21 protein-coding genes are annotated in these 24,249 nt (G+C 72.3%); 13 read left to right on the forward strand and 8 right to left on the reverse strand.

The window, feature by feature from the left end:
* Positions 1-72: 72 nt before the first annotated feature.
* Complete coding sequence (locus tag QIT00_RS30250; RefSeq protein ID WP_161699606.1) at positions 73-354, reverse strand: Lrp/AsnC family transcriptional regulator; 282 nt, start codon at positions 352-354, stop codon at positions 73-75.
* Positions 351-1,148: a rhomboid family intramembrane serine protease gene (locus QIT00_RS30255; protein ID WP_282538628.1), complete on the reverse strand. Its 798-nt coding sequence runs from the start codon at positions 1,146-1,148 to the stop codon at positions 351-353. The genes QIT00_RS30250 and QIT00_RS30255 overlap by 4 nt, the downstream gene beginning before the upstream one ends.
* A 166-nt stretch (positions 1,149-1,314) precedes the next feature.
* Between QIT00_RS30255 and QIT00_RS30260 the strand changes: the two genes are divergently transcribed.
* The 5 genes from QIT00_RS30260 (at position 1,315) to QIT00_RS30280 (ending at position 7,615) form a co-directional block, all read left to right on the forward strand.
* The gene (locus QIT00_RS30260) at positions 1,315-1,554 is read left to right on the forward strand and encodes a hypothetical protein (RefSeq protein ID WP_161699610.1); all 240 of its coding nucleotides are present in this window, start codon (positions 1,315-1,317) and stop codon (positions 1,552-1,554) included.
* Positions 1,555-1,585: 31 nt separating this feature from the next.
* Positions 1,586-2,959 (forward strand): NYN domain-containing protein, encoded by a 1,374-nt coding sequence (locus QIT00_RS30265; RefSeq protein WP_282538629.1) that lies wholly within the window; start codon positions 1,586-1,588, stop codon positions 2,957-2,959.
* Positions 2,960-3,609: 650 nt separating this feature from the next.
* Positions 3,610-4,635 (forward strand): C40 family peptidase, encoded by a 1,026-nt coding sequence (locus QIT00_RS30270; protein WP_282538630.1) that lies wholly within the window; start codon positions 3,610-3,612, stop codon positions 4,633-4,635.
* 449 nt (positions 4,636-5,084) lie between these two features.
* Positions 5,085-6,110 carry a C40 family peptidase gene (locus tag QIT00_RS30275; protein ID WP_282538631.1) on the forward strand — a complete coding sequence of 342 codons (1,026 nt, stop codon included), beginning with the start codon at positions 5,085-5,087 and terminating at the stop codon, positions 6,108-6,110.
* A 317-nt stretch (positions 6,111-6,427) separates the two neighbouring features.
* Positions 6,428-7,615 (forward strand): hypothetical protein, encoded by a 1,188-nt coding sequence (locus QIT00_RS30280; RefSeq protein ID WP_282538632.1) that lies wholly within the window; start codon positions 6,428-6,430, stop codon positions 7,613-7,615.
* On the opposite strand, the gene QIT00_RS30285 is transcribed toward QIT00_RS30280, so the two are convergent.
* Positions 7,591-8,859, reverse strand: coding sequence for a glycosyltransferase family 87 protein (locus QIT00_RS30285; RefSeq protein WP_282538633.1), 1,269 nt, complete (start codon positions 8,857-8,859; stop codon positions 7,591-7,593). The two genes, QIT00_RS30280 and QIT00_RS30285, sit on opposite strands and share 25 nt — an antisense overlap.
* A gap of 67 nt (positions 8,860-8,926) precedes the next feature.
* Between QIT00_RS30285 and QIT00_RS30290 the strand changes: the two genes are divergently transcribed.
* Positions 8,927-10,078, forward strand: a complete 1,152-nt coding sequence (locus QIT00_RS30290) for a glycosyltransferase family 4 protein (RefSeq protein ID WP_282538634.1) — start codon at positions 8,927-8,929, stop codon at positions 10,076-10,078.
* 167 nt (positions 10,079-10,245) lie between these two features.
* On the opposite strand, the gene QIT00_RS30295 is transcribed toward QIT00_RS30290, so the two are convergent.
* The gene (locus QIT00_RS30295; RefSeq protein WP_282538635.1) at positions 10,246-12,054 is read right to left on the reverse strand and encodes an AMP-dependent synthetase/ligase; all 1,809 of its coding nucleotides are present in this window, start codon (positions 12,052-12,054) and stop codon (positions 10,246-10,248) included.
* Between the two features lie 313 nt (positions 12,055-12,367).
* Here QIT00_RS30295 and QIT00_RS30300 point away from each other — a divergent pair, with 313 nt between their 5' ends.
* The 6 genes from QIT00_RS30300 (at position 12,368) to QIT00_RS30325 (ending at position 17,278) form a co-directional block, all read left to right on the forward strand.
* Positions 12,368-13,144: a metallophosphoesterase family protein gene (locus QIT00_RS30300; RefSeq protein ID WP_408909888.1), complete on the forward strand. Its 777-nt coding sequence runs from the start codon at positions 12,368-12,370 to the stop codon at positions 13,142-13,144.
* Between the two features lie 94 nt (positions 13,145-13,238).
* Positions 13,239-13,676, forward strand: a complete 438-nt coding sequence (locus QIT00_RS30305; RefSeq protein ID WP_282538636.1) for an SRPBCC family protein — start codon at positions 13,239-13,241, stop codon at positions 13,674-13,676.
* Between the two features lie 23 nt (positions 13,677-13,699).
* Positions 13,700-14,845: an ArsA family ATPase gene (locus QIT00_RS30310; RefSeq protein WP_282538637.1), complete on the forward strand. Its 1,146-nt coding sequence runs from the start codon at positions 13,700-13,702 to the stop codon at positions 14,843-14,845.
* A gap of 99 nt (positions 14,846-14,944) precedes the next feature.
* Complete coding sequence (locus QIT00_RS30315; protein WP_282538638.1) at positions 14,945-15,379, forward strand: DUF5304 domain-containing protein; 435 nt, start codon at positions 14,945-14,947, stop codon at positions 15,377-15,379.
* Between the two features lie 77 nt (positions 15,380-15,456).
* Complete coding sequence (locus QIT00_RS30320) at positions 15,457-16,410, forward strand: ROK family glucokinase (protein ID WP_282538639.1); 954 nt, start codon at positions 15,457-15,459, stop codon at positions 16,408-16,410.
* 106 nt (positions 16,411-16,516) lie between these two features.
* Positions 16,517-17,278 (forward strand): endonuclease/exonuclease/phosphatase family protein, encoded by a 762-nt coding sequence (locus tag QIT00_RS30325; RefSeq protein ID WP_282538640.1) that lies wholly within the window; start codon positions 16,517-16,519, stop codon positions 17,276-17,278.
* A 97-nt stretch (positions 17,279-17,375) separates the two neighbouring features.
* On the opposite strand, the gene QIT00_RS30330 is transcribed toward QIT00_RS30325, so the two are convergent.
* The 4 genes from QIT00_RS30330 to QIT00_RS30345 all read right to left on the reverse strand — a co-directional run bounded on the left by QIT00_RS30330 (position 17,376) and on the right by QIT00_RS30345 (position 23,278).
* Positions 17,376-19,577: a terpene synthase family protein gene (locus QIT00_RS30330; RefSeq protein WP_282538641.1), complete on the reverse strand. Its 2,202-nt coding sequence runs from the start codon at positions 19,575-19,577 to the stop codon at positions 17,376-17,378.
* Positions 19,578-19,713: 136 nt separating this feature from the next.
* Positions 19,714-21,642 carry a serine/threonine-protein kinase gene (locus tag QIT00_RS30335; RefSeq protein WP_282538642.1) on the reverse strand — a complete coding sequence of 643 codons (1,929 nt, stop codon included), beginning with the start codon at positions 21,640-21,642 and terminating at the stop codon, positions 19,714-19,716.
* Positions 21,643-21,819: 177 nt separating this feature from the next.
* Positions 21,820-22,497, reverse strand: a complete 678-nt coding sequence (locus QIT00_RS30340; RefSeq protein ID WP_282538643.1) for a hypothetical protein — start codon at positions 22,495-22,497, stop codon at positions 21,820-21,822.
* Positions 22,490-23,278, reverse strand: coding sequence for an alpha/beta hydrolase (locus QIT00_RS30345; RefSeq protein WP_282538644.1), 789 nt, complete (start codon positions 23,276-23,278; stop codon positions 22,490-22,492). Before QIT00_RS30345 ends, QIT00_RS30340 begins: the two co-directional genes overlap by 8 nt.
* A 194-nt stretch (positions 23,279-23,472) precedes the next feature.
* Here QIT00_RS30345 and QIT00_RS30350 point away from each other — a divergent pair, with 194 nt between their 5' ends.
* On the forward strand, positions 23,473-24,198 hold the full coding sequence (locus QIT00_RS30350) for a lysophospholipid acyltransferase family protein (RefSeq protein ID WP_282538653.1): 726 nt from the start codon (positions 23,473-23,475) through the stop codon (positions 24,196-24,198).
* The last annotated feature ends 51 nt before the right edge of the window (positions 24,199-24,249 follow it).

Here is a 24,249-nt window from a genome sequence, read left to right on the forward strand (position 1 = left end):
GCCAGGATGAGCCGAAGATGAAAGGGCCTTCATCCGGCGCCGCTCATGACGTACGTGGTCGTTACGGGTCGGCTAGGAGTCGAGCCCGATGGCGAAGGCCGCCTCGAGGTCGTGCTGGGAGTACGTACGGAACGCCACATGCGTGTCCGTGCCCTCCACGCCGGGGATCTTGCTGATCCGGCCCGGGATCACGTCCGCCAGGTCGTCGTGGCGCGCGACCCGCACCATGGCGATCAGGTCGTACGTACCGGTCACGGAGAAGACCTCGCTGACGCTGTCCAGCGCGGCGATCGACTCGGCGATCTCCGGGATCCGGTCCACGCTGGTCTTGATGAGCACGATCGCGGTGATCACGGCTGACTGTCTCCCTCGGTGGCCGTCGCAGTGGCTTTCACTCTAGCCGTACGGGGATAACGCACCCACGCGTAGACGAAGCCGAGCGAGAACCCCACCAGGTGCGCCAGATACGCGACCCCCGGGCCGCCCGTGTCGCGCTGGGCCGCCACCCACTGCAGGGCCACCCAGAACGGCAGCACGATCCAGGCGGGAAAGCGCAGCGGCAGGAAGAACAGGAAGGGGAAGAGGCTGGTCACCCGGGCCTTCGGGAACAGCCGCAGAAACGCGCCGAGCACCGCCGAGATCGCCCCGGAGGCGCCGACGAGGGTCGCCTGCGAGTCCGCGTTCGCCATCGCGTACGCACAGAGCGCGAGGGCGCCGCAGCCCAGATAGAAGAGGGCGAACTGGAGGTGGCCCATCCGCTCCTCGACCATCACCCCGAACACGCACAGGAACAGCACGTTGCCGAGCAGATGCAGCCAGCTGCCGTGCACGAACAGCGCGGTGAGCGGGGTCAGCGCGGCCCGCGGCGCACCCGTCAACAGCTCGGCCGGGATCACCCCCCAGCGGTGGAAGTAGCCGCGCTGCGCGGCGAGCAGCTCCTCGCCGGTGCCGTACGCGGCGTTCAGACCGGAGGCTGGGGAGAGCACGAACACCGCGCAATAGAGCGCGACCAGGGTGTACGTGACGAGGGGGCCGTTGCCGAGGAGCAACTGCTTGAGCGCCTGGGCGGCGGGGCTGGGCTCGCGCCTGCTCTTCTCCGCCTTGTTCTTCCCGGCCGGTCCGCCGGCCGCTCCCCGTTCCGCGCTCATGGGACAGATCCTGACGTAACGGGGCCGCACGGGGCAGACCGCCTCGCCGTACCGGCCCGTGGACGCGGCGTACCCGGGCCCTCCGGCAGGCCGTAGGGTTGAAACGGAGTGTTTCCCACCGAGCACGCCCGAGCGAGCACGACCCGAGGAAAGGCGCACGAGCGCGATGACGGTTCCCCTGCCGACCGACACCACCCGCTGGCGCTGCACGCTGTGCGGCAACCTCACGCGTTTCGACGTCACGCGGTCGTCGAAGGTGGTGGAGTACGTCCACCTCGACCTGGCCGGTGAGCCGAAGGTGGAGGAACGCGAGGTGGTCAGTGAGACCATCGAGTCCGTGCGCTGCCGCTGGTGCAACGCGGTGGACCAGATCGAGTTGGTGGACAGGCCGGGCGCGGAATCCTGAGGGGTCCCGCCCACAGCAAGTGGGGTGACGGATGGTGGAGGCAGGTGAGCGGGGCGCCGATGCGGACGAGACCGCCGGCGCGGCCGACGGCCCCGCCGAGACGCTCGACCGTCCGCTGCCCGAGGGCGTGCGCCGCCGCGTCATCGCGATCGCCGCGGAGGGCTTCGGCGGCCTGACCGTCGGCGAACTCCCCGCCCAGCTGCGGCAGTACGCACGCTTCACCCCCACCCGGCGCCTGAAGTTCGCGGGCAACGCGATGGCCGCGGCCCTGGAGAGCGAGACCCTCTTCCGGCAGCGCATCGGCGAACGCCTCCGCGAGGCACAGCCCGAACTCGCCGCCGCGCTCGACGCCGGCACCCCGCCGCCCGCCGCCGACCCGCTGGACGTCGCGGCCGCCGCGTACGTCCTGCGGCCCGTCGGCTGGGTCAAGTCGGTCACCGCCGCCGGTGAGGAGGCGCAGCGCGCCGACGCCGAGCGGGTGGGCGAGGAGACCCGCTCGGAGCTGGAGCGGCTGCGCCGCGAACTGGCCGAGGCGCGGGACAAGTCCCGCTCCGAGACGGAACGGCTGCGCGCCGAACTCGACACCGCCAAGCGCGAGGCCGAGTCGCTGCACCGCAAGCTGCGCGCGGCACTCAGTGACGTCAAGCGCGGCGAGGCGGCCCTGCGCAAGGCCGCCGCCGAGACCGAGGCGCTGCGCGCCGAGACGCACACCCAGCTCTCCGCCGCCGACAGCGAGGCCCGCCGCCTCAAGGCCCGGCTCGGCGAGGCCGAGTCCGCCCTCGAAGCGAGCCGCAAGGCCAGCCGCGAGGGCCGGTCCGTGGAGGACATGCGGGTCCGGCTGCTGCTCGACACCCTCCTGGAGTCCACGCAGGGCCTGCGCCGCGAACTCGCCCTGCCGCCCGTGTCCGTACGGCCCGCGGAGACCGTCGACGCGGTCGAGCCCGGCCGGATGACGCCCAAGGACATCGCGGCCCGCGCCCTGTCCGAGAACGACCCGGCGATCCTGGACCAGCTGCTCGCGCTGCCCCAGGCCCACCTGGTCGTGGACGGGTACAACGTCACCAAGACCGGCTATCCCACGATGCCGTTGGAGAAGCAGCGGCTGCGGCTGCTCGGTTCGCTCTCCACGCTGGCCGCGCAGACCGGCGCCGAGGTCACCTGCGTCTTCGACGGCGCGGAGCTGGCGGCCCCGGTGCTGCTCGCACCGCCGCGCGGGGTGCGGGTCCTCTTCTCGAAGCCGGGGGTCACGGCGGACGAGCTGATCCGCCAACTCGTCCGCGCGGAGCCGCCGGGGCGGCCGGTCACGGTCGTGTCCACGGACCGTGAGGTGGCGGACGGGATCGCCCGCGCGGGGGCGCGGCCGGTGGCGTCGGCGGTGCTGCTGAAGCGGTTGTCTCGGGGGTAGGGCCTCGCGCCGTCGACTCGGTGGCTGTCGATCGCCCTGCGGGCTCGTCCTCAAACTCCCCCAGCCTTCGGCCGGGAGGTGCCCCCAGACGGGCTTCCTTTGCCGTCGTTCGCCTTGCGCGCCGTCGTGGCTTGTCGCGCAGTTCCCCGCGCCCCTGAAAGAACGGGGCTCGGCCAAATTCAGCCCCTCCGGCGTTTGAGATGGGGGTCCCCCCTGCTCGAGCGAAGCCGAGAGCTTGGGGGAGGGGGTCCGGGGGCTGGCCCCCGAAGCGCCGCAGGCTTTCGGGAAGGGGCGGGGAGGGGAAAAGCACGGGCGCTTGGCATATGGCGTTCACCTTCTGGACGAACCCGCGGCGCACCGATCACGCCCCGCTCGCGGCATTCGAGGAAGTAGGCAACTCCTGCCCCGTATGCCCGATTTGGCGAACCGTCGACGTCACGCCGTGTCAAGTACGCATCACAGCATGTGCGTTGAGAGTAAAGAATCGCCTCCGAGGGCGAGATTTTCCCCGGCAGGATTTGAAGGATCACGATGGGGTCACTTAGTGTCTGGGCTCGAACCTCCGCTCGGTTGATCACTCATCAGGAGTGTCGGTGGGGGTCCCGCCCACCGCGATCGGTAGGCGGCTGGAGGAAGAAGGAGCCGCCCCCGTGGCGTCCCACCGTCGACCGAAGCAGCCGAGCCGCACGCGCGTGACCGTGCTCACCGCAACCGCCGCAGCTGCCGTCGCGCTCACTTCGCAGGCCGCGCACGCCGACCCCAAGCCGAGCAAGAAGGAAGTCAAGGCGAAGGTCGACAAGCTCTACGAAGAGGCCGAGAAGGCGACCGAGAAGTACAACGGCGCCAAGGAGCAGCAGGACAAGCTCGAGGACCAGATCGACGACCTGCAGGACAAGGTCGCCCGCGGTCAGGACGAGCTCAACGAGCTGCGTTCCGGCATAGGTTCGCTGGCCAGCGCGCAGTACCGCTCGGGTGGCATCGACCCCTCCGTGCAGCTCTTCCTCTCGTCCGACCCGGACTCGTACCTCGACAAGGCCTCCTCGCTCGACCAGCTGACGAGCAAGCAGGCCGACGCCCTCCAGCGGATCCAGTCGAAGCAGCGGACCCTCGCGCAGCAGCGCTCCGAGGCCTCCGACAAGCTCAAGGACCTTGAGGACACCCGCAAGGAACTGGGCGAGAAGAAGAAGGAAGTCCAGAGCAAGCTCGGCGAGGCCCAGAAGCTCCTCAACACCCTCTCCGCCGAGGAGCGCGCGGCGATGGCCGCCGAGGAGGAGCGCGCCAGCCGCGACGCCGGCGACCGCGCCGACCTGGGCGACGAAGCGCCGGTCTCGGGCCGTGGCGCCGCCGCCCTCCAGGCGGCCAAGACCAAGATCGGCACGCCGTACGTCTACGGCGCCACCGGGCCCAGCTCCTTCGATTGCTCGGGCCTGACCCAGTGGTCGTTCTCGCAGGCCGGGGTCTCCATCCCGCGTATCTCGCAGGACCAGGCCAACGCCGGCACGCGCCTCGGCCAGAGCGAGCTGAAGCCGGGCGACCTGGTCATCTTCTACAGCGACCTGCACCACGTCGGCTTCTACGCGGGCAACGGCCAGATCCTGCACGCCCCGAAGCCCGGGGCCAGCGTGCGGTACGAGTCGATCAACAACATGCCGTTCCAGTTCGGCGTCCGTATCTGAGGCCGCAAGGCCGCAAGGCCGCAAGGCCGCAAGGCCGTACGGCACGTCCCAACACGCCCTCCGAACGGGCGAATTCACCGATCGTGTGCCGACCCGGCGCCCCGCCGTCCACCTGCGTGGACAGTGGGGCTTCGGCGTTCCCGGGCCCGTGTGGAGGCGCCGGTGGGTGCGCGTAGCGGTGATAGCTTCCCGGCTGTTCGTCGGCGAGAGCCGTCGGACCTACCGCCGGACGGGCGGGAAGTGACGCCTGTGGAGGCCTCTTCGGCCGGGACCGAGTCCCGGGCCCGGCCGTGAAGCAGGAACCCGCCGGGAGCCGCTCCGCGCCGCGGAACAGCAGACCGGAACGTGGCCCCGGCCGCGGCGGACGTCCGCACCGCCGCTGTTCCCTTGGCAGTTCCGCCGCCCGCGAGGCGGTGGACGCAGCGGCGAGGGAAGGAGAGACGTACCCCGTGGCGTCCCATCGCCGTCCTTCGCAGCTCGGTCTCGGCCGGGACCGCAGCACCCGAGCGGCCCTGCTGTCCGCCGCCGCGGCCACCGCGGCCGCAGCCCTCACCGCACCGTCCGCCACCGCCGACCCGCAGGCGACCCCGGCCGCCACCAAGGCACAGGTCGACCGGCTCTTCGAGGAGGCGGAGCGGGCGACCCAGGCCTACGACAAGGCGGACGAGCGGGCCGACCGGCTGCGCCGCGAGATCGCCCACGCCAAGGACAGCGTCGCCCGCGGCCAGGAGCGCATCAACACCATGCGGGGCGCGCTCGGTTCGCTGGCCGGCGCGCAGTACCGCTCGGGCGGCATCGACCCGACGCTGGCCCTGATGCTCTCCGAGGACCCCGAGGGCTACCTCGCCAAGTCCTCGACCCTGAACCGGATCAACGCCCGCCAGTCCGCCGAGCTCGACAAGTTGCGTACCGCCCAGCGCGAACTCGCCCAGGAACGCGAGGAGGCCACCGGCAAGCTGGCCGATCTGGAGGCGTCGAGGAAGGCCGTCGCTCGGCACAAGCGCCAGGTCGAGGCCAAGCTCGCCAAGGCCCAGCGGCTGCTCAACTCCCTCTCGCCCGCCGACCGCGCGGCCTTCGCCGAGGGCTCCGGCGCCGCCGGGATCCCCGCGCTCACCGGCACTCCGTCCTCGGACCGGGCCGCGGCCGCCGTCGCCGCGATCCGCCAGGCCATCGGCCGCCCGTACGTCTGGGGCGCCAACGGGCCCAGCGGCTTCGACTGTTCGGGCCTGACGCAGTGGGCGTACGGGCAGGCGGGAGTCGGACTGCCGCGCACGTCGCAGGCCCAGCGAGGCTCGGGCCGCCAGGTCTCCCTCGCGGAGGCCCGGCCGGGCGACCTTGTGACGTACCGGGACGACGCGAGCCATATCGGGATGTACATGGGTGGGGGGCAGGTGGTGCATGCTCCGTACCCGGGGGCGGCTGTGCGGTATGACCCCGTCGGGATGATGCCGGTCTCGGGCGTCACGCGGGTCTGAACCCGCGCCCCCTCCGGACGATCGCCCACTGGCCGTGGGCCGGGCTTCGCTTCGCGGCGTGCGGTTCGGTGGTGGGTGTTTGCGCAGTTCCCCGCGCCCCTGGGGAAGCGCCCACTGGCCGTGGGGTGGCTGTTTTCGTTTGCGGCTCACGGTTCGGTGGTGGGTGTTTGCGCAGTTCCCCGCGCCCCTGGGGAAGCGCCCACTCGCCGCGGGGCTGCTGCTTTCGATCGCGGCTCACTGTCCGGCCGTGGTTGCTCGCGCAGTTCCCCGCGCCCCTATGGGGCGCCCGGCGTTCAGGGCCTCGTACGATCGACCGGATGGCGGGTCGGGTGTGGTGTGGGCGGGTGGTGGGGGCGGCTCTGGTCGGGCTGCTCCTCGGCACGTCCTGCTCCGCGCCGGATTCGCGGGGCTCCGACGCCGGTGCCGTCGAGGGGCTGCTGCAGCGGCGCGCGGAGGCTGTGCTCGACCGGGACGAGCAGGCGTACGAGGCGACCGGCGGGTCCGGCGACGAGTTCGACCACCTCGCGCAGGTCCCGCTCAGCTCCTGGGAATACCGGCTCACCCGGCTCGACCGCACCCGCACCGGCGCCACCGCCACGGCCGCCCTCGACTACCGCATCGCCGGGCACGACCGCGCCCCGGTCACCGTCCAGCGCACCCTCGACCTGAGCCGCCGCGACGGCCGCTGGTACGTCGAGGCGGAGCGGCCGGGGCCGGACGGCGGGGAGCAGCTGTGGGAGCAGGGCGAGGTCACGGCGGTGCGCGGCGAGCGCAGCCTGGTCCTCGGCGTGGGTCAGGGCGAGGCCCGGCTGCGCCGGTACGCGGCGTTCGCCGACCGCGCGGTGCCCGCCGTGCGGGGCGCGTGGGGGCGGGGCTGGCCGGGACGCGTCGTGGTCCTGGTGCCGGACTCGACGAAGGACATGGCGGCGCTCCTCGGCGCCTCCGCCTCGGCGTACCAGGGCATAGCGGCCGTCACCACGGGCGAGGCGGGCGGCGGCGGGACGGCCCCCGCGGACCGGGTGATCGTCAATCCCGAGTCGTACGACCTGCTCGGGGACTTCGGCAAGCAGGTCGTGCTCACCCACGAGACCACCCATGTGGCGACGCGCGCGGCCACCTCGGAGGCGACCCCGCTGTGGCTGTCGGAGGGCTTCGCGGACTGGGTCGGGTACCGGGGGACGGGCCGCACCCCCGAGAGGGCGGCGCCCGAACTGCACCGCGAGGTGCGCGCCGGACGGGTGCCGGAGCGGCTGCCGGACGACGCGGCGTTCGGCTTCGAGGGCGACGCGGGCCGCCTCGCGCGGGCGTACGAGAGCGGCTGGCTGGCCTGCCGCATGATCGCCGAGCAGCACGGCGAGAGCGCACTCGTCGACTTCTACCGGAAGGTCGGCGCCCACACGCAGCGCGAGGGCGCGGTCGCGGACGCGCTGCGCGACGTGCTCGGCCTCGGCCCGGAGGAGTTCACCCGGAAGTGGCGGGACTACCTGCGGCGCGAGCTCGGCTGAACGGTCCCGTCGTCCCGGGAGTCGGTCAACCGGCCGGTGCGTACGGGCTGTTGGGGTACGCGGCGGGTTCCGGTGCGGGCCGGTTCGGTCACCGTCTGACGCCACAGGGTCCGGCACGCGGTCACGGTCGCGGCGACCAGGAGGCCGTTGCGGACCAGGAGCAGCGTGAGGCCGAGCACGTCGCCGGCCACCACGTGCGAGAACCAGATCGGGAACTCCAGGAACGTGACGCCCGTGGCGGCGAGGGTGAGCAGCGCGGGCGTCCGCATTCGGCCCGCGCGGTAGGAGAGGCAGACGGCCGCGAGCCCCACGAGCCACAGCAGGTACTGCGGGCTGATCACCCGGCTCGTCGTCGTGAACAGCAGCACCGCCGCGAACGCCGCGTCGCCCGGCGTGCTCGGCGCCCAGGAGCGCGCCCGCAGCCGCCACAGCAGCAGCCAGCCGAAACCGAGGACCGTCAGCACCTGCGCGGCGCCGCTCACCAGGGGAACGTACGGACCGATGAACTCCACCGAGCCGTAGTTGAGCTGCGGTCGGCCCGGCCAGCCGAAGGCGCGCGCGACGTGCAGGACCAGGGCGCCGACCGACTCGACCTCGGTGCCCCGGTCGCGCTGGAAGTCCAGGAAAGCGAGCGCGCCCGGCATCGCGGCGGTGAAGGCGAGCAGCAGCCCGAGGGCGGTCAGCGCCGCGGCCGTCCACGCGCGGCGCGTGCCTGGCCCGCGCGGGATGCCGAGGAGCAGCAGCGCGGGCCAGACCTTCAGGAGCGCCCCGAAGGCGGCGAGAACGGCGAGCACGCGCGCGTGCCGCACCCCCGCGAGCAGCGCCAGGACGGCGACGGCGGTGACCATCAGGTCGTAGCGCGCGTACGCCGTCGGCCCCAGCAGCGGTACGCCCGCGGTCCACGCCCAGGCCCCCGCCGCACGGCGGCCGGGGCGGGCGCCCGCGCGCCGGAGCAGGGCGAGCACCGCCGCGTCGCAGCCGCAGCACAGCGCGAAGAACGCCGTCGGGTAGTCGAGGAAGGGCAGCAGGCCGGGGGAGAGCACGGCGAGCGCGGCGGCGGGCGGGTACTGCCAGGTGACGTCGTCCAGCGGGAAGGTGCCGGTGCGCAGGATCTCGTACCAGCCGCGGTAGATGACCTCCACGTCGCTGGTGACGTCCGGGCCCGGCACCGTGAGCACCTTCAGGACGCAGAGCAGGAGCAGGGCCCGGGTGGCGAGCCAGAGGGTGAGGAGCCGCAGGTGCACGGGGGCATGGTGCCGGGAGGGGCTCGGCCGGGGCGTGAGGCGCGGCCGTTCGGTACTGTCGGCGGCGATGCGCCAGACACCGAAGACTCTGCTCGTGACCAACGACTTCCCGCCCCGCCCCGGCGGCATCCAGGCCTTCCTGCACAACATGGCGCTGCGCCTGGACCCGGACCGGCTCGTCGTCTACGCCTCCACGTGGAAGCGCGGCCGCGAGGGCACCGAGGCCACCGCCGCGTTCGACGCCGAGCAGCCCTTCACGGTCGTACGCGACCGCACGACGATGCTGCTCCCCACCCCGCGCGTGACCCGCCGCGCGGTCGGCCTGCTCAAGGAGCACGGCTGTACGTCGGTGTGGTTCGGGGCGGCGGCGCCGCTCGGCCTGATGGCGCCCGCGCTGCGCAGGGCCGGTGCCGAGCGCCTGGTCGCCACGACGCACGGGCACGAGGCGGGCTGGGCTCAACTCCCCGTGGCGCGCGGGCTGTTGGGGCGGATCGGGGAGTCCACGGACACGATCACGTACCTCGGCGAGTACACCCGCTCGCGGATCGCCCGCGCGCTCAGCCCCGCTGCCGCGGCCCGTATGGCGCAGCTCCCGCCGGGCGTCGACGAGAAGACCTTCCACCCGGGCTCCGGCGGCGACGAGATCCGGGCACGGCTCGGCCTCAGCGAGCGCCCGGTGGTCGTGTGCGTCTCCCGGCTCGTGCCGCGCAAGGGGCAGGACACCCTGATCCGCGCCCTGCCCGCGATCCTCGCGAAGGTGCCGGACGCGGTGCTCCTCATCGTCGGGGGCGGCCCGTACGAGAACGAGCTGCGCAAGCTCGCCGCGGAGACCGGGGTGGCCGACTCGGTGCGGTTCACGGGTGCGGTGCCCTGGGAGGAACTGCCCGCGCACTACGGCGCCGGTGACGTCTTCGCCATGCCCTGCCGCACGCGCCGGGGCGGCCTGGACGTGGAGGGCCTCGGCATCGTCTACCTGGAGGCGTCGGCGACGGGCCTGCCGGTGGTGGCGGGCGACTCGGGCGGGGCGCCGGACGCCGTGCTCGACGGCGAGACGGGCTGGGTCGTACGTGGAGGTTCCCCGTCTGAGGCTGCTGAGCGGATCACCGTCCTTCTCCAGGACCCGGAACTGCGCGCGCAGATGGGGAAGCGGGGGCGGGATTGGGTGGAGGAGAGGTGGCGCTGGGACTTGCTCGCGGAGCGGTTGAGGGCGTTGCTGTAGCGCCTACTGGGGTGCCCCCTGGCGTTTGCTGCGCGGCTTTCGGCCGCCGTGGCTGAGCGCGCAGTTCCCCGCGCCCCTGAAAAGGGGCGCGGGGAACTGCGCGAGCAACCACAGCCGGGCCGCAGCCGCGAACGAACCAGCAGCCCCACGGCGAGTGGGCGCCCACTTCAGCTCGTGTAAAGCGCCTCGATCTCGTCCGCGTAATCCTTCGCCACAACGTTCCGCTTGAGCTTCAGGGACGGAGTCAAGTGCCCGGACTCCTCCGTGAACTGCGCCCCCAGGACCCGGAACTTCCGTACCGACTCCGCCTTGGACACCGCCGCGTTCCCGTCCTCCACCGCCTGCTGGATGGCGGCGAGCAGCTCCGTGTCGTCCCGCAGATCCGCCGCCGTCTTCGCGGACTTGCCGTGGTCCTCGGCCCAGCGAACGATGAACTCCTCGTCCAGGGTGACCAGCGCGCCCACGAACGGCCGCCCGTCGCCGACCACCATGCACTCGGCGACAAGGGCGTGCGCCCGGATCCGGTCCTCGATCACCGCGGGGGCGACGTTCTTGCCGCCCGCCGTGACGATGATCTCCTTCTTGCGGCCGGTGATCGCGAGATAGCCGTCCTCGTCGAGGGTGCCGATGTCACCGGTGTGGAACCAGCCGTCGGACAGGGCCTCTTCGGTCGCGCCGGGGTTGTTCCAGTACTCCTTGAACAGGTGCTCGCCGTGCAGCAGCACCTCCCCGTCGTCCGCGATCCGCACCACGGAACCAGGCAGCGGCTGGCCGACCGTGCCGATCTTCTGCCGGTCGTGCGGGTTGAACGTGGTGGCCGCGCAGGACTCGGTGAGGCCGTAGCCCTCCAGGACCGTGAAGCCGATGCCGCGGAAGAAGTGGCCGAGGCGCTCGCCGAGCGGGGCGCCGCCGGAGATCGCGGCCTCGCCGCGCCCGCCGAGCACGGCGCGCAGCTTGCTGTAGACCAGCTTGTCGAACGTCTTGTACTTGAGCCGGAGGCCGAGCGACGGGCCCGGCGGGGTGTCGAGCGCGCGGCTGTACGCGATGGCCGTGTCCGCGGCCTTGTCGAAGATCTTGCCCTTGCCGTCCGCCTGCGCCTTGGCCCGCGCCGAGTTGTAGACCTTCTCGAAGACCCGCGGCACACCGAGGATCAACGTCGGCCGGAACGAGGCCAGTTCGTCCGTGAGGTTCTTGATATCCGGTACGTGACCGAGCTTGATGGGCGCCATCATCGGCGCAACCTGCACAAGCCGCCCGAAGACGTGCGCGAGCGGCAGGAAGAGCAGCACCGAGCACTCGCCCGTACGGAACAGGGGGCGCAGCCGCTCCACGATGTTGCCGCACTCCGCGAAGAACGAACGGTGCGTCAGGACGCAGCCCTTGGGGCGGCCCGTGGTGCCCGAGGTGTAGACGATCGTGGCCGGGTCGTCGGCCTTCGCGAGCGAACCGCGCTCCTCGACGGTCCCGTCGGCGACGTCCGCGCCCGCGCGGCCCAGCTCGGCGATCGCGCCGGTCTCCGGGGAGTCCGTCTCGATCTGCCAGACGTGCGCGAGGCCAGGCAGCCGGTCGCGCACCGACTCGACGGCCTTCGCGTGCACGTCCAGCTCCACCAGGCAGGCAACCGCGCCGGAGTCGCCGAGGATCCACTGGACCTGCTCGGGCGAGCTGGTCTCGTACACGGGGACCGTCACCGCGCCCGCGCTCCAGATCGCGAAGTCCAGGAGCGTCCACTCGTAGCGCGTACGGGACATCAGGCCGACGCGGTCGCCGGGGCCGACGCCGGACGCGATCAGGCCCTTGGCGGCGGCGTGCACCTCGGAGAGGAAGTCCTTGGCCGAGACATCGGTCCACGTGCCGTTCACCTTGCGGCCGATGACGGCAACATCGGGGTGCTGCGCGGCATTGCGGCGGACGATGTCGGTCAGATTGCCGTCCGCGGGGACCTCGTACAGGGCCGGAAGGCTGAACTCGCGCAAGACTGCTGCTCCTCATAGGGCGCCGGCGCCACGACGGTGTGCGATGCGACGGTGCGGTCCAAGATCGGGCAGGTGCTCGATGGCTGAAACATGCAGGTGGGGTGCATCGAGCACGACTGGACTGCCCGGACGTTACCCATCGGTACTGCACTTTCGATAGGGGGGTCGGGCCAGATGTTCGCTGCGTCACACGTCGCGCCACGCCTCGTGGTGTTCCTTCGCGCACAGTAATCCACGCTTTGGGCGACTCGGAAGTAACCGCAGGTCCGGCGGCCTCTACCGACTCCGGACGGCTCGTCCTAGGGTGATCGGCATGCCAGGTATGCGGGTACATGTGGTGAGCGACGTGCACGGCAACGCGGAGGCACTCGCCCGCGCGGGAGACGGCGCCGACGCGCTCGTCTGCCTCGGCGACCTGATCCTGTTCCTCGACTACGCCGACCACTCGCGCGGCATCTTCCCCGACCTCTTCGGCACGCGGAACGCGTCCCGCCTGGTCGAGCTGCGCACCGCCCGCCGCTTCGACGAGGCCCGCGAACTGGGCGCGCGCCTGTGGTCCGGCCTCGACGTGGACCGCGCCACGGCCGTCGAGAACGCGGTCCGCAAGCAGTACGCCGAGCTGTTCGCCGCCTTCCCCACCCCGACGTACGCCACCTACGGCAACGTCGACATGCCGGCCCTCTGGAGCGAGTACGCGGGCCCGGGCGTCACCGTCCTCGACGGCCAGCGGGCCGAGATCGGCGGCCGCGTCTTCGGCTTCGTCGGCGGCGGCCTCGAATCCCCCATGAAGACCCCCTTCGAGATCAGCGACGAGGAGTACGCGGCCAAGGTCGAGGCCGTCGGCGAGGTCGACGTCCTGTGCACCCACATCCCGCCCGAGGTCCCCGATCTCGTGTACGACACCGTGGCCCGCCGCTTCGAGCGCGGCAGCCGCGCCCTCCTCGACGCCATCCACCGCACCCGCCCCCGCTACGCCCTTTTCGGCCACGTCCACCAGCCCCTCGTACGCCGCATGCGGATCGGCGCCACGGAGTGCGTGAACGTCGGGCACTTCGCGGGCACCGGAACGCCCTGGGCCCTGGAGTGGTGAGTGATCCGAGCGCGGTAGCCTTCACGCGGGCGGCGCGCACGGGGTACGCCGCAGATCACACCCTCGACGGAACCGCACCGGAGGAGCCACCGCGATGGCGGAACACACCAGCTCGAGCATCGAGATCGAGGCGGCGCCCGCCGACGTCATGGGGGTGATCGCCGACTTCGCCCGCTACCCGGACTGGACCGGTGAGGTCAAGCAGGCCGAGGTGCTCGCCTCCGACGCACAGGGCCGCGCCGAGCAGGTCCGACTCGTCATGGACGCCGGCGCGATCAAGGACGACCAGGTCCTCGGATACACCTGGACCGGCGACAACGAGGTCAGCTGGACCCTCGTCAAGTCCCAGATGCTGCGCGCCCTGGACGGCTCCTACGCCCTGGCCCCCAAGGGCAAGGGCACCGAGGTCACGTACAAGCTGACCGTGGACGTCAAGATCCCCATGCTCGGGATGATCAAGCGCAAGGCCGAGAAGGTCATCATCGACCGGGCGCTCGCGGGGCTGAAGAAGAGGGTCGAGTCGGGCGCCTGAGCACCACCGGACAGGCCTGATCCATGGACACCCTCCTCGTCACCGGACCCGGCGGCAGCGGCCGGACCACCGTCGCCGCGGCCACGGCGCTCGCCGCCGCGCGCGCGGGCCGGCGCACCCTGCTCCTGACCGCCGACCGGCACGACACCCTGCCCGCCGTCCTCCCCGCCCCCGAGCCGGCCGGGCTCTCGGTGCGGTACGTGGACAGCGGCGCCCACTTCCGGCGCGAACTCCTCGCGCTCCAGGACCGCGCGGCCACCGCCCTCGACCTGTTCGGCGCCCAGCGCCTGGACGAGGAGGAGCTCACCGAACTCCCGGGCGCCGGGGAGCTGGCACTCCTCCGGGCGGTCAGGGAAGCCGCCGCGGAGCCGTACGACCTGGTCGTCGTCGACCTGCCGCCCGCCCCGCAGGCCCTCGCCCTGCTCGCGCTCCCCGCCCAGCTGCGCCGCTATCTGCGCCGGGTGCTGCCGCCCGAACGGCAGGCCGCCCGCGCCCTGCGTCCGATGCTCGCCCAGCTCGCGGGCGTCCCGATGCCCGCCCAGTGGCTGTACGAGACGGCCGCGCACTGGGACGAGCACCTCGCCGCCGTCCAGTCGGTCATCGAGGCCGACACCACCGCCGTACGCCTGGTCGCCGAGCCCGGTCCCGCCGGGGCCGACGCCGTGCACACCGCCGGCACCGGGCTCGCCCTGCACGGACTGCGCACCGAACTCCTCGTCGCCAACCGGGTGTTGCCGCAGGCCTCCGCCGACCCGTGGCTCGCCTCCGCCGCCGCGCAGCAGGACAAGACGCTGGCCGAGTGGCGGGACGCGTACGCGCTGCACACCGCCGCCCACCTCGGCCGGGACCCGCACGGCAGCGACGACCTCGCCGCGCTTGCCCTGCCCGCCCCGGACATGACCCCGCGGCCCGTGCGCTGGCCCGTGGAGGACCGGCTCGCCGACGACGGCGTCCTTGTCTGGCGGATCGCGCTGCCCGGCGCCGTCCGCGAGGAGCTCGACCTGGTGCGGCGCGGCGACGAACTCGTCGTCACCGCCGGTCCGTTCCGCCGCATGGTGCCGCTGCCGTCCGCGCTGCGCCGCTGCACCGTCTCGGGCGCGGGGCTCAGGGACGGGGAACTGAGCATCCGCTTCACGCCCGACCCGGGGCTCTGGCCCCGAGAGCGGTGAACCGCGTACCGCCGTTCGGGTAACGTCGACAGTAAGCAGTCACCGTACGCAGCCACCGTACGCAGCCACGTACCGCCCGAGCCGCCGCAGGAGCCTCCCATGAGCGACACCGAGCGCACCGGACCCGAAGCCGACGCCTGGGAGAAGGCCTGCGCCGAGGACCTCGCCGCCGAGCAGGCCCGCCGCCGCGCGCAGTACGGCTCGGCGGAGCCCGGCTCCGCCGCCGAGGAACTGCGCAAGCTGATGGACGCCGTCGCCGACAAGCTCTCCGCGTTCCAGGCCCCGATCGCGGGCACCGCCGCGCAGGGCGCCGTGCAGCACTTCATGGAGCAGGCCAAGGCCGCCGTCGAGCCGGTCATCGAGCGCAACCCCGAGGTCTTCGACCACCTCGCCAACGCGGGCTCCGAGCTGCTCGCCGCGTACCGCAGCGCCGTCTTCGGCCACGAGCGCCGCTGGACCGCGGGCCCGGACGAGGCGGGGCCCGGCGAAAAGCCCGAGTCGGGCAGCGGCGGGGAGCACATCGACCTGGACTGAGTCCGGCCGACGTGGACCGAGTCCGGCCTCGGGTACGGTTGCCCCTAGCGGGGCTCGAACCGAAAACTGAGGGACACATGGGACTCACCATCGGCGTCGACATCGGCGGTACGAAGATCGCGGCCGGTGTGGTCGACGAAGAGGGCACTATCCTCTCCACCCACAAGGTGCCGACCCCCAACACGCCTGACGGGATCGTCGACGCGATCGTCTCAGCCGTCGAGGGCGCCCGAGCCGGCCACGAGATCGTCGGAGTCGGCATCGGCGCGGCCGGATACGTCAACCGGCAGCGCTCCACGGTGTACTTCGCGCCCAACATCGACTGGCGCCAGGAACCGCTCAAGGAGAAGGTCGCGGCCCGCGTGGGCCTCCCGGTCGTCGTGGAGAACGACGCCAACGCGGCCGCCTGGGGCGAGTACCGGTTCGGCGGCGGCAAGGGCCACCGCAACGTCATCTGCATCACGCTCGGCACCGGCCTCGGCGGCGGCATCATCCTCGGCAACAAGCTGCGCCGCGGACACTTCGGCGTGGCCGCCGAGTTCGGCCACATCCGGATGGTCCCGGACGGACTGCTCTGCGGCTGCGGCTCGCAGGGCTGCTGGGAGCAGTACGCGTCCGGCCGCGCCCTCGTGCGGTACGCACAGCAGCGCGCCAACGCCACCCCGGAGAACGCCGAGATCCTCCTCGGGTACGGCGACGGCACCCCCGAGGGCATCGAGGGCAAGCACATCTCCATGGCCGCGCGCCAGGGCGACCCGGTCGCCGTGGACTCGTACCGCGAACTGGCCCGCTGGGCCGGGGCCGGTCTCGCCGACCTGGCGTCGCTCTTCGACCCGTCCGCGTTCATCATCGGCGGCGGGCTCTCGGACGAGGGCGAGCTGGTCCTCGACCCGATCCGCAAGTCGTACAAGCGCTGGCTCGTCGGCAGCAACTGGCGGCCCGTGGCCGAGGTCATCGCCGCCCAGCTGGGCAACAAGGCGGGCCTGGTGGGCGCCGCCGACCTGGCACGGCAGCCGGACCCGGTGATGTGACACCGCCTCGCGCGCCTGCGGGCCCAAGCGCCTGCGGGCCCAAGCGCCCGTGACGCCCGCCGCCTCCTCCACGGAAGCGGCGGGCGTCTCGCGTACCGTGATCTTCATGACCGCCCATCCCGACGCCCTTCCCAACTCCCTTACAGAGCCGGACGGTTCGGCCGTCATCCGCGTCCTCAGCTACAACATCCGCTCGATGCGCGACGACACCGACGCGCTCGCCCGCGTCATCGCCGCCTGCGACCCCGACCTCGTCCTCATCCAGGAGGCGCCGCGGTTCTTCCGCTGGCGCAAGAAGCTGGCCCGTCTTGCCGCCGCGTCCGACCTGGTGATCCTCTCCGGCGGCGGCACCGCGGCCGGGCCCGCGCTGCTCTGCTCGTTGCGCGCCACCGTCGAGCGCACCGAGGACATCCTCCTGCCGCTCACGCCCGGACTGCACCGGCGCGGCTTCGCCACCGCCGTCGTCCGCTTCGGCGGCGCCCGGCTCGGCGTCCTCAGCTGCCATCTGAGCCTGCAGACCGACGAGCGGTACGAGCAGGGCGGCATGCTTCTCGACCGGCTTGCCGGGATGGGCACCGAGCACGCCGTCGCGGGCGGCGACCTCAACGACCGGCCCACCGGCCGCACCTTCCGGCGCCTGGCCACCGCACTCCAGGACTGCTGGGCGGTGAAGCCCTGGGGCGGCGAGTACACCTCCATCCCGACCGACCCGCACCAACGCATCGACGCGATCTTCGCCACGCCGGGCATCGAGGTCCTGGGCTGCGGGGTGCCCTCCGGGCACGCGGGTGTGACGGATGCGGATCTACTGGCGGCTACGGACCACTTGCCGGTGCTGGCGGCGCTGCGGGTGCCGGCGGTTCATTAGGGGCGCGGGGAACTGCGCGACCAGCCACGACGGCGCGAAAACCGAACGACGAAGCCGACGGCAGTCTTTCGGGAAGGGGCGGGGCGGGGAGAAAGAACTAGCCCGCCAGCAACTCCGTGATCCTGGCGGACGACGTGCCGAGCCCCGTGGGCCCGCCCAGCCGCCACGGCGCGGCCCCCGTTCCCGCCCGCAGGTCGTCCGCCCCGTACCGCCGACACCCCCGGTGCCAATGCAGAATCCCCGCCATCCAGTCCTGCAACTCCCGCACATAGTCGTCGAGAACCGCCCGCGTCCCGGAATCGAGCCCCAAGTCCTCGCAGAGCACGGGCAGTTCATGCGAGACGACGTGCTGGAACTGGCGCAGCCGGGAGTTCATCAGGGCGTCCACCAGGGCCACGCCCGTGGCGTAGTCGACGTCGAAGAAGTTCTGCACGACCAGGACGCCGTTGTGCACCTCGCCCTCGTACTCGATCTCCTTCTGGTACGAGAAGAGGTCGTTCAGGAGCGTCGCGTAGTCGACGGCGGAGTTCTCCAGGGAGCGGATCGTGCCGCTGCGGTACACCTCCTCCGGCACCGTCTCGCCGTGCCTGATCCGGCTCAGGCGCATCGTCATGTCCGCGCCGAACGTCAGGCGCCGCATCTCGATGTAGTCCACCGGGTCCGGGATGCGGTGCTGCGCCTGGTTGGCCAGCTCCCACACCCAGCTCGCCGTCATGTCCTCGACGGTCCCCCGGAACACCACGCGGTCCCGCTGTGACATCGGCCCCGCCGTGCGCGCCCACAGGTCGGCGAGGCCGCGCTCCAGGGCGTCCCGCGGCTCGGGCCCGCCGCTCCCGTCCAGGGGCATGAACAGCGAGAGCCGCTCGGTGGCCGCGCGGGCGCCCGCCAGGTCACGGCCGCGGCCGTACAGCGCCGGGTACAGGTCGTCGCCGTACGTGCCCCACGTCAGCCAGTTCGACGAGAGGTCCAGCTCCTGCGGGGTGGCGTCCGGGTCGAGTCCGGCCGAGCAGAGCGGGAAGTCGTAGCCGGCGAGGCGGTGTTCGTCCCAGATGTCGGAGAGCGGCCGGCCCGGCTGCGGCTGCAGCATGCCCATCCGGCGCCCCCACTCCACACAGCGCGGCCGCGCCGGGTCCAGATGCGGGCTCAGCGAGACCGGGTACGGAAGCTGGAACTCCGGCAGCAGGGAAGGCCCGACGCGTTGACCCGGCCGGTGGCTGTGGCTGCGCAGCCGGGCGCGCTCGGCCCGCCGCGTGAACCTGATCCCGGTGCCGGGCACGGAGAAGCCGCCCGGCTCGCTCCCGGCCGCCTGCTCGTTCATGTACCGGCTGGAGCGCAGATGCCACTCGTGCCCGCCGGACTGCCAGTCCTGCAGCCCCTTCGCGTACGCGGCGACCGCGGCCGTCCGCGCCGGGTCGAGGCCCTGCTCCGCGCACAGGCCCGGCACCTCGGTGAGTGCCGTGTTCTCGAACTGGTGCAGCCGGGACGTCAGCAGGTCGTTGACCGCGTCCGCCGCCTCCTGCGTCGTACAGCCGAGGAACCTCTCCATCACCAGGACGCCGTTGCTGTTCTCGCCCTCGTCCTCGACCTCGCGCTGGTACGAGAACAGGTCGTTGCGCAGGTGCACCGCGTCCGAGAACGCGTCCCGCAGCACCCGCAGCGGCCTCGACCCGGCCACGGAATCCGGGAGTTCGGCCCGCGCCGCGTACTCCACGAGCCCCGCCGACCAGGGGGCGCCGCCCACCTTGCGGCGCATCTCGATGTACTCGACGGGGTTGGCGATCCGCCCCTCGTTGATGTTGGACAGCTCCCAGAGGGATTCGTTCAGGAGGTTCTCGGTGGCCTCCGCGAAGCGGGACCGCCAGCCCCCGGACATGCTCGGCACCGTGCGCGCCCACAGGTCGGCGAGGCCCGCCTCGACCGGGTTCCGCGGCTCGGGGAAGCCCTCGGCGAGGTCCATCGGCATGAACGCGGGCAGCCGGTCCAGATACGCCTTGGCGCCCTCGCGGACCTGGGGCCGCCGCTTGAACAGTTCGAGGAAGTGGTCGTCGAAGAAGAAGACCCACACGTACCAGTCCGTGACGAGCGCCAGCTCCTCGGCGCCGCAGTCCGGGTGGGTGTACGCGCACAGGAGCGCGTAGTCGTGTGCGTCCAGGTCGCGCTCCTCCCAGACCCCGGACCCCTCCAGCATCCTCATCCGCCGCGCCCACCCCTTGGTGTGCGAACGGGCCGCCTCCACCTGCGGGTTGAGCCGCGCCGGATACGGGACGTAGAAGTCGGGAAGGGTGAAGGGCTGTGCCATGCGCCTGCCAGGCCTTTCGCGGTACGGGGAGTCATCTTCCGGCGACCGTCGGTGATCGCATCTGGCGTTCCCTACCCGTGCCCCGTACGGCCCATCCCGGCGGGCGAATAGTCGTACTAACAGGGGGAGTTGGAGGTCAGGAGCGGGTGTAGTTCCAGGCGTTGTTGTCGCTGGTGTTGGTCTTGCTCTTGAACCACTTGATCCCGGAGGGAGACGCGGAGTCGATGTACGAGGGCTTCTCCTCGAAGCAGCTGAAGCCGGTGGAGCGGGACGCGTCGATCTTCGCGGTGCCGAGACTGAGCCTGCTGCCGCCGTTCTCCACGGAGATCAGCGGGGCCACCGCCACGCACGTGCCGCCGCCGTTGCCCTCGGCGCCGCCGTTCCGGAAGAAGCTGACGGCCTGCCTGCCGTCGGAGGCCTGCTCGATCTCGATCCGGCTGGGGATGCCGTAGGTCGCCGGAGGCTTCCAGCTGCCGATGAAGTACGACGGCACCCCACCGGCGGCCTCCTCTCCGCCGCCGCTGCCTCCGCTCCCGCCTCCGCCGTCGCCCGAGTCGGCGCCGCCACCGCGGGCGGGCGCGTCGGCCTCGGTGTCCGGGGCGCCCCCGGAGCCGTCGCTGCCGGACCCGGCGGCCGCGCCGCCGTCCTTCCCCTTCTCCTCCTCCTTGCTCTGCCCCTTCTCGTCGTCCTTCGCCTTGTCGGCCTCCTCGGACTTCGTGGGGCCGGGCGAGGTCGGGGTGGAGTCGGGGTCCTTCGGGGCCGTCCTGCCCGGGTCGGGCGAGGCCTGGTCGCTCTCCGCGTCGCGGTCGATGAGGTAGACGGTGCTTCCAGTCGCCAGTACGGCGAGAACGGCGGCCAGGACGAGCCCTGCTCGGCGCTTCTGGGGCGGGGCCTTTGTTGTCGCTGCCCGTGCGGGTGCCGGTGCCGGTGCCGGTGCCGGTGCGGGTGCCGTGGGCTCTGGGCGGGGGGTTTTCGCTGCGGGTTCCGGTTCCGGCTCCGGTTTCGGCTCCGGTTCGGCTTCCGGTTCCCGTTCCGCTTCAGCCTTGGGCTCAGCTTCCGCCCCGGGCGCCGCCTCCAGCTCCTCCGTCACGACCGGCGACCCCGACGCCGGGGTGGGAGCCTCCACGTCGAGAAGCCGGGCCGACTGGTGGGCCAGCTGAGCCACCACGTCCCCCGGAAGCCAGGCGCCGCGCCGGGACGAGGGGCGCGGACGGGACGGATCGGCCAACAGCTCCGCCACGTCCGGGCGTTCGTCGACCTTCTTCGTCAGGCAGCGGGCGATCAGCGCGCGCAGCGACGCGTCCTGGACCAGCTCCAGGTCGGGCTCGGCCTCCACGATCCGGTACATCAGGGCGTGCTGGTTGCCCGCGCCCTGCCCGAACGCCAGCCTCCCGGTCGCCGCGTACGTGAGGACGCAGCCGAGGGCGAACACATCGGCCCGGGGCCCCGCCTCCTCCGCGAGGACCTGCTCGGGCGCCATGAATCCGGGCGAGCCGACCGCCATCCCCGTACTGGTCAGCAGGGACTCGACGGAGGTCTGTACGGCACGCGCGATGCCGAAGTCGATGACGCGCGGCCCCTCGACCGTGAGCATCACGTTGGACGGCTTGAGGTCGCGGTGCACGATGTCCGCCTCGTGGATGCCCCGAAGGGCCCTGAGCAGCCCGTCGGTCAGAGCGTGCACGGACTTGGCCGGCAGCGGGCCGTACTCCCTGACCACCTCCTCCAGGGAGAGCCCGGGTACGTATCCGGTCGCCGCCCAGGGGCGCGGCGCGTCCGGATCGGCCTCCAGGACGGGCGCGGTGAAGTCCTCGCCGACGCGGCGCGCGGCCCTGATCTCGCGCCGGAAGCGGGCCCTGAACCGCCGGTCGGAGGTGTGTTCCTCGTGCACGACCTTCACGGCGACCGTCCGGCCGCCCTCGGACCGCGCCAGGTACACCCGGCCCATGCCGCCCGCCCCGAGCCGGCCGAGCAGTCGGTACGGGCCGATGCTCGGCGGGTCGAGCTCGCTGAGGGGCTCGATGCGGCCGGGGCCGCCGTTCCGGTCGTCGTTCGTGCTGCCCATGCCGGAACCGGCCCCCGTTCGCCCCTGTGTGGTCACTGATGCTGTGACGTTCGCGCGGGGCGGATGGTTCTGCGGTGCCCCGAACGTGAACAGCCGTCAGAATAGGGGGTGTTGGCGGCCGAAGGCAGGTCGGAACCCGTCCGCCGGACCGCCCGCGACCGCGCCCCCGGGCCGCGCTCAGACGACCGCGCCGCGACCCGGGTCGTCGTCCTCGTCGTCGTCGCCGTTCATCCGCAGTACGAGCGTGGCGAAGCCGCCGACGAAGCCGCCGATGCCGAGGGTGGTCAGCCACCACGTCATGTCCCAGCCGAGCAGCACCGCGAGCAGCAGCAGGACCGGGCCGCCGACGACCGCGAGCCAGGCGAACTTGGCGGTCGTGTCGGCCTCCGGCAGCGGCGGCGGCTCGGGCGGCACGAAGTGGCCCTCGTCGTCCTCGTCGACGTCGTCGTCCGCGGCCTCCGGCGGGCTGTAGTCCCGCGGCCCGGGGCCGACGCCGGGGGCGAACGTGACGGACCCGCCGATCACCTTGCCGCTGCCCTTGCCCTCGCTCTTCCCGTCGTTCTTGCCGTTGTCCTCGGAGGAACCGCCCTCAGGGGAGCCGCCCTCAGGGGAGCCGTCCCCGGGGGAGTCCGGCGACGGCTTCGCGGCGGAGTCCGGGGCGGGCTTGTCGTCGTTCGTCGCCTCGGCCGACAGGCCCGCCAGGTCCTCGACCGATTTGAACGGCTTGGCGCCCGGCGGGTCCGGCGGCTCCTCGCCGTACCCGGCGACGATCGCCGCCCAGGCCGCGTCCTCGTCGAGCCGACGGCCGTCGTCCTCCTCGCGACTGCCGTCTCTCTCCGCGCCGTGCTCAGCCACCGGTGGCCGTCCCCTCTGTGCTGCCTGCGCCGACACTGGGCGCGAGCCGGCTGAGGAAGGCGTGGCTCTCCTCGAAGATCCGGTCCGCGTCGTGGTCCAACGTCGCGACGTGGTAGCTCTGTTCCAGCAGGATCTCGGTGACGTCCGTGGACGAGACGCGGCCGAGTACCCGCGCGGAGTCGGCCGGCGGCACCACATGGTCCTGCGGGCTGTGCAGCAGCACCATCGGCTGGGTCACCTGCGGCAGCTCGGCGTCGACCAGGCGGAAGAACTTCCGCAGCGAGTGCGCGGCGTGCAGCGGCACGCGCGCGTACGCCACCTCCTCGCTGCCCTCCTTCGCGATGTCACTGGCGATGCCGGGGATCGTGGCCACGAAGTGCCGGGCGACGGGCAGCGCGTGGGCTGCCGGCCCGTGCACCTTGTTGCCCGGGTTCACCAGGACCAGGCCGCTGATCGCGTCCCCGTGCTTGGCCGCCAGGCGCAGCGCGAGCGCACCGCCCATGGACAGGCCGAAGACGAACACCTGGGAGCAGCGCTCCCGCAGGTCGTGCAGGGCGCGGTCCACCTCCGCGTACCAGTCCTGCCAGCCCGTGGCCGCCAGGTCCTGCCAGCGCGTGCCGTGTCCGGGGAGCAGCGGCAGCGAGACCGTCAGACCGCGCTCGGCGAGATACTCCGCCCAGGGGCGGAGCGACTGCGGGGTTCCGGTGAATCCGTGGCAGAGGAGCACACCGACCTCACCGCCCTCGTGGCGGTACGGCTCGGCTCCGGGGAGGACCGGCACCTTCGGTCTCCTTCATGAGGATCGGGGTCCGGAGGACGGGCACTCGGCGGACCAGTCGGTGGAACAGGAGGTTGCGTTCACCGTACGCGACCGGACCGACACCGACCAGGGTCGTCCCGGAAGGAGCGCAGGCCGGGCTCGGGTTAAGGTCTTTTCGACAGATGAGAAAGGCGTACGCGTTGATCTACGGCGTTATGAAGCTGACCGTCGGCGGCAGTCTGAAGACTGTGTTCCGGCCCTGGGTCGAGGGCTTGGAGAACGTCCCGGCCGACGGTCCCGCGATCCTCGCGAGCAACCATCTGTCCTTCTCCGACTCGTTCTTCCTGCCCGCGGTGCTCGACCGGAAGGTCACCTTCATCGCCAAGGCGGAGTACTTCACGTCACCCGGAGTGAAGGGGAAGCTGACGGCCGCCTTCTTCAAGGGCGTGGGCCAGTTGCCCGTGGACCGCTCCGGCGCGCGGGGTGCCGGTGAGGCCGCCATCAAGAGCGGCATGGAGGTCCTGGAGCGCGGCGAGCTGTTCGGCATCTACCCGGAGGGCACCCGCTCCCCGGACGGTCGCCTCTACCGCGGCAAACCGGGTGGCCTCGCGCGCGTGGCGCTGGCCACGGGTGCCCCGGTGATCCCGGTCGCGATGATCGACACGGAGAAGATCCAGCCGCCCGGCAAGGTCGTGCCCAAGCTGATGCGCCCCGGCATCCGCATCGGCAAGCCCCTCGACTTCAGCCGCTACCAGGGCATGGAGGGCGACCGCTTCATCCTCCGCTCGGTCACCGACGAGGTCATGTACGAGATCATGAAGCTCTCCGGCCAGGAGTACGTCGACATCTACGCGACCGCCGCCAAGCGCAAGATCGCGGACGCGGCGAAGGCGGACGCGGCGAAGAAGAAGGCCGAGCAGGAGAAGGCGGCGAAGGCGTAGATTCCGGGAGGCCGTCAGGCCACCGGCCGCCCGGCCCGGGCCGGGCGGCCG

The sequence above is a fragment of the Streptomyces luteolus genome (genome assembly GCF_029968015.1).
GTDB classification, from domain to species: domain Bacteria; phylum Actinomycetota; class Actinomycetes; order Streptomycetales; family Streptomycetaceae; genus Streptomyces; species Streptomyces luteolus.